The organism is Ruminococcus sp. RTP21204st1_B2_RTP21204_210225, from assembly GCF_040914135.1.
Classification (GTDB): domain Bacteria; phylum Bacillota; class Clostridia; order Oscillospirales; family Ruminococcaceae; genus Hominimerdicola; species Hominimerdicola aceti.
Genome location: NZ_JBCPGA010000021.1, coordinates 38,143 through 43,257 on the forward strand (window position 1 = coordinate 38,143; position 5,115 = coordinate 43,257).

Annotated in this window: 5 protein-coding genes; 3 read left to right on the forward strand and 2 right to left on the reverse strand. The window is 34.9% G+C overall.

Annotation, left to right across the window (positions count from 1 at the left end; all coding sequences use genetic code 11):
- The first annotated feature begins 1,447 nt into the window (after nt 1-1,447).
- The 3 genes from AB5123_RS08795 (at nt 1,448) to AB5123_RS08805 (ending at nt 2,932) form a co-directional block, all read left to right on the forward strand.
- A complete protein-coding gene (locus AB5123_RS08795) occupies nt 1,448-1,606 on the forward strand; it encodes a hypothetical protein (RefSeq protein ID WP_158455059.1) in 159 nt (52 codons plus the stop codon).
- Nucleotides 1,590-1,733: a hypothetical protein gene (locus tag AB5123_RS08800; RefSeq protein ID WP_158455062.1), complete on the forward strand. Its 144-nt coding sequence runs from the start codon at nt 1,590-1,592 to the stop codon at nt 1,731-1,733. The genes AB5123_RS08795 and AB5123_RS08800 overlap by 17 nt, the downstream gene beginning before the upstream one ends.
- Nucleotides 1,734-2,098: 365 nt before the next feature.
- Entirely contained in the window at nt 2,099-2,932 is an 834-nt protein-coding gene (locus tag AB5123_RS08805; RefSeq protein WP_337812420.1) for a hypothetical protein, read from the forward strand.
- A 107-nt stretch (nt 2,933-3,039) separates the two neighbouring features.
- On the opposite strand, the gene AB5123_RS08810 is transcribed toward AB5123_RS08805, so the two are convergent.
- On the reverse strand, nt 3,040-3,249 hold the full coding sequence (locus AB5123_RS08810; protein WP_117865383.1) for a hypothetical protein: 210 nt from the start codon (nt 3,247-3,249) through the stop codon (nt 3,040-3,042).
- 126 nt (nt 3,250-3,375) lie between these two features.
- Complete coding sequence (locus tag AB5123_RS08815; protein ID WP_038670982.1) at nt 3,376-4,947, reverse strand: AAA family ATPase; 1,572 nt, start codon at nt 4,945-4,947, stop codon at nt 3,376-3,378.
- Nucleotides 4,948-5,115: the final 168 nt, after the last annotated feature.

A 5,115-nucleotide genomic window follows, 5' to 3' on the forward strand; every position in this document is an offset into this window, starting at 1 on the left:
ATAACAAGAATAAGTAAACATACTGAGTATATATGATCAAATAAAACTGAACCACTTATCCTTATTTCTTATTTATTTGCTTACTTATTACAGTTTTATGTTTATATAAATGAAAACGTGATGTTTTCTAATGCGTTATCTTCGAGCTTTGCAGCAATATTACCAATGAAATGTTTGCACAATTGTATAAAAAGCTGATTTTATCTTTGAAACAACTTGAGCTATTGCTTTTTTAAGGCGAACGTGATAAAGAAAATAAACAACTATTATTTGCGTTAAAACGATATATCTTCTTCCTTTGTAATATAAGCGGTGCTTTCTTCTTATATTATAATGAGTAGCTTATTCTTCTTATTTTATCTTATAACAAGAATAAGTAAACATACTGAGTATATATGATCAAATAAAACTGAACTACTTATCCTTATTTCTTATTTATTTGCTTACTTATTACAGTTTTATGTTTATATAAATGAAAACGTGATGTTTTCTAATGCGTTATCTTCGAGCTTTGCAGCAATATTACCAATGAAATGTTTGCACAATTGTATAAAAAGCTGATTTTATCTTTAAAACTACTTGAGCTATTGCTTTTTTAGAGCGAATGTGATATGGAAAAGAAACAACTATTATTTTCATTCTTTCTTTGTAATATAAGATGTTGTAATATAAGATGTGTTGTTTCTTCTTGTTTTGTTTTATAACAAGAATAAGTAAACATACTGAGTATATATGCTAAAATAAAACTGAGCCACTTATCCTTATTTCTTATTTTTTGCTTACTTATTATAGCTTTATGTTTATATAAGTGAAAATTTGTTATTTTATAATGCATTATCTTTGAGAATTACAGCAATATCGCCAATGAAACATTAACACCTTTGTGCGATCCGCTGATTTTATCTTTAAAACTATTTGAGCTATTGCTTTTTTAGAGCGAATGTGATATGGAAAAGAAACAACTATTATTTGCGTTAAAACGATATATCTTCTTTATTTTGAATATATAATATGTCATTTATTTTCTTATCTTATAAGTTGAACAAATATATCAAGTAATACAATTTTATTTATAATTATAAACAGTGTTATGGTGATCTGTCGTGGCACTGTTTGTATCTTCATCTGGGTGCTTTTAGTTGATAAATATATATGCTTTCTTTTTTTTGCTATGCCAAAGATAAGAATGAAAGTAACGAAGTTTTATTTATTGATGATTTGAATTTTAAAAGCGAAGTTCAAATTCTTGGAGAAGAGTTCGTTGTGTCGCCTGCCAAAAATCCTTTTGCGGTTTCTGTTGTAAAAAAATGCAGAAAGGCAATCGCTTATTTATCTTCATAACCACCCAAGTACAAATAATTTTTCTATAGCTGATATTGATACGTTTATATGCGAGGGTTCAATAAAGGCGATGTCTGTTGTTACAAATCAAGGCGAGGTTTATGTTTTGAATAAAAAGGCTGGCTATGAATACAATAAAGCAAGGCAGCTTATGTCTGAAACATTTTATTCTTTTGAAGAAGATGAGATTGATAATAATGAATTTGTAAAAAGATTCATAAAGAAATGTAATGAAGGAGGAATAGAGTATGTTAAATCCAAATAGACCAATTAAACCTCTTGATGACAGACCAAAAACACGCAGTGAAATTGCCGATATTATCGGATCTATGATGCACACAGATGAGAACGGCAATCCGGAAAATGAAACTGATGAACAACATACCGCATAATATTAATACCGCTCCGCTACGGCGAGGCGGTATTTTTATACCCAAACATCGGAACTAAGCACCTTACCGGGTGTTTTTTTCATACACAAACTAGCCATAAGGGACTCTATCGACAATGGCATAGATCTTCATTGTCACAAAAAATGTTCCGCTAGGTCAGATGCTATGAATATAACAGAAATTCACGAAAGGTGAGAATGAAATCCACCACCCCACAAATTTTAACTATTTAGCAAAATATCAAACCATAGCAAAAATAAGAACAAATTCGTAAAGTATATCTAATAGTATTGTATTTTATACCATCTTGTAGTATAATGTACATATGACAAAAGCCGTAAACCAACTAAAAACAGGACAAACATATGAAGAAAATACTTATTACTATTTGTGTGGCAGTGGGTGTATATTTTGCATTTAGCAATACAATTGATGAATTTCTGTATCCAGAGAAAAGACCGGGATTGAATACATACGACACATACACCACAACAACACAGCAGACCACTACCGCAGTTACTCAGCAAACACCCATAGTCACTGATGAGGACGGATATGAGCCTCGTGACGACCGAAAGCCTGACTATGTTCAGCCTGCAGACCCCACATGGTCGAAAAGGACTTTTAACTGGACGAGCTATGACAAACGATATACCTTTGAAATATCAATGAATATTCAGGACGATATGTATGAATATTATCATAGCCTTTTGAGATACTCATATGTGAAAGATTATCATAACTATGTAAGTGACGACAATAATCATAAGCTCGTAAAACAGCTTGCAGACGAAATAAAAAGCCTTTGCGACCAATGCGGTTATGGCGAATCTGAGACTATAAGAGAAACTGCAAATTTCGTGCAGAGCATAGAGTATGTTGACGACATGACCTCAACGGGATATACTGATTTTCCCAAATATCCTCTGGAAACGCTTTATGACCAGTGCGGAGATTGTGAGGACTCGTCCATACTTTTGGGAGCTTTGCTCAAAGAGCTTGGCTATGGCTGCATTTTTATCGAGCTTCCTGAACACGTTGCAATAGGAGTAAAGGCAACAGACGATGCCCCCGGCACGTACTATGATTACAATGGAAGCCATTATCTTTACATAGAAACTACCAACTCCGGCTGGGATATCGGAAGGCTTCCTGATGATTTCAACGAGGAAAAGGCTAAGATATATGATGTGTGGTAAAATTTCAAAAGCCCACAGATGCGATCAATGTGATCGGGTCTGTGGGCTTTTTTATTATGTTGAATATCAGAGATTTATCTAATTACAAAATGAATACCTTGTATCTGTTATTTTCTATCCTTAAAGAAATCCGCCCATTCGGGATTTTCTTTATCAAAAATCTGTTTCTGCTCTTTTGTTAATTTATAAGGATAATCATGGAACATATTAAATTCAGTGGTTTTGTCAAAGCTGAATATCCACACTCCGATAACTGTAGGGTCATCTTTCCACCAAATAGTATCGGTTTCTTTGTTTTTGTACCATATGTTTGGCACTGCACTCGACCTCTTTTCATAAATCACATTCTCTTGCAATTTCAGTACATTCAATCTCAAGCTGAATTATCAAGTCTTAGATTATCAACACTGAAATACGTGGCTTCAAAAATTCAAATGTCATATTTATTTTTGGCAAACTATTTTTTCTATCCTGCAACAATGTCTCTTATTATCATCATAACTGATCCCCACAAGCAAAACCTCGCCCGAATAGTCTTTCAAGCAATCAGGATAATTCTTGTCCTTTATCTGCTGTATCGCTGACTCAGCAGATTTGTTGTATTTCAGTTCGACTATCATCGCAGGGTTGCTGTTATTTCTTCTTGGCTTGAAAACAAGATCAGCATAACCCTTGCCCGCAGGCAGTTCACGCTCCACTGTATATGTCCTCTTTGCAGAGTAATAAGCAATGGAAATAACGCAGGAAAGAGAGTTCTCATCATTGTATTTCAGAATAGATGTATTCTCGCTGTGCGCTTTATTGATAAGGTCAGCAACAGCCTGTTCATCACCATTTATAGTAGCCTGCAAAAGCTTGTCGGAAGCATTGATAGCTTTCATAACTTCTTCCCAACCGCCGTCTTCGATAGAGTTTATAAACTCCTGAGCGACTTCGCTGTTTGGAATCCACACGCACTTTGTGTAAAAATCAAAAGTCAGATAACCAAGGTGGACAAGCAGCGTGAAAATATCGTCCGCACTGCGCAGAGTAGTCATATCATTCTGAAATTTTGTCGGGTTTATCGGTATTTTCTCGCCTGCCACAAGCCGTGTCACTTTGTCTTTAAGCCCGTCAAAATTCATATCAATGTAGACTTTCAGCGCCTCATAGGTTTCTGTGGAAGTCCAATAGCTGTCAAAATCGTGACCTGTCATTGACATTACCACCGAACGAGGATTGTATGTTGCAATGCCTTTTAAATTATAGCCGTCATACCAACGCTTAGTTTCATCAAAAGGCATATTATATTTTTCACAAAGCCCCTTGACTTCGTCCTCAGTAAAGCCTGTATACTCTGCATACTCACGGGGATTTGTCATCGAAACCTCCGTAAACATATTTAATGCAGAATGTTCGCCGTACTTTTTTATGGGCAAAATGCCTGTCATATATGCGAGCGCAACATAGCTTTGGTCTTTCAAAAGATTTCGCAGAAAGTCAAGATATTTTGTCTGAGCGTCAGAATCGTTTTTGTGTATACGGAATATGCAGTCCCATTCGTCGATTATGAAAATAAAAGCAATTCGTTTGTCAGTATATATTTCGCCTAACACAGATTGCAGATTATCCCAGTCAAAACAATCAACGTCTGAAAAGCCCTTTTTCAGCTCGTGAAGCAATCTGCGCCTGAGATAGTCAAGCATTTCGTCCATAGTTTTAGAACGGTCAAGAAAATCGACCATATTTATATGAATAACATTATACTTGTTCAGATGCTTTTCGAAATCAGCAGATTTTGCGATCTTTAGCTCAGATAACATCTTACGAGAATCACAGCCACGGCTGTAATAGGCGGTGAGCATATTTGCTGCCATTGATTTGCCGAAACGACGTGGTCGGCTTACGCAAATAAACTGCTGTTCGGTAAAAAGTTTTGCATTTGTAAGTTCTATAAGTCCACTTTTATCAACATATATCTGTGAATTTATTGCACGCTGAAAATCAATATTATCAGGGTTAACGTAAATGCCCATTTGTCTTGCCTCCTTGAAAATATTTGTTATTCCTATTATACCATTTTTCTGCGGGGAAAGCAAGTCGATTTTTAGAAGCAAAACTTGTTAAAATGTAGTGCTACAATAGATATTGGACAAAATTAAGAAAAAAGAAAAGAGAGATAGGCAAAAATCTGATAAAATAAA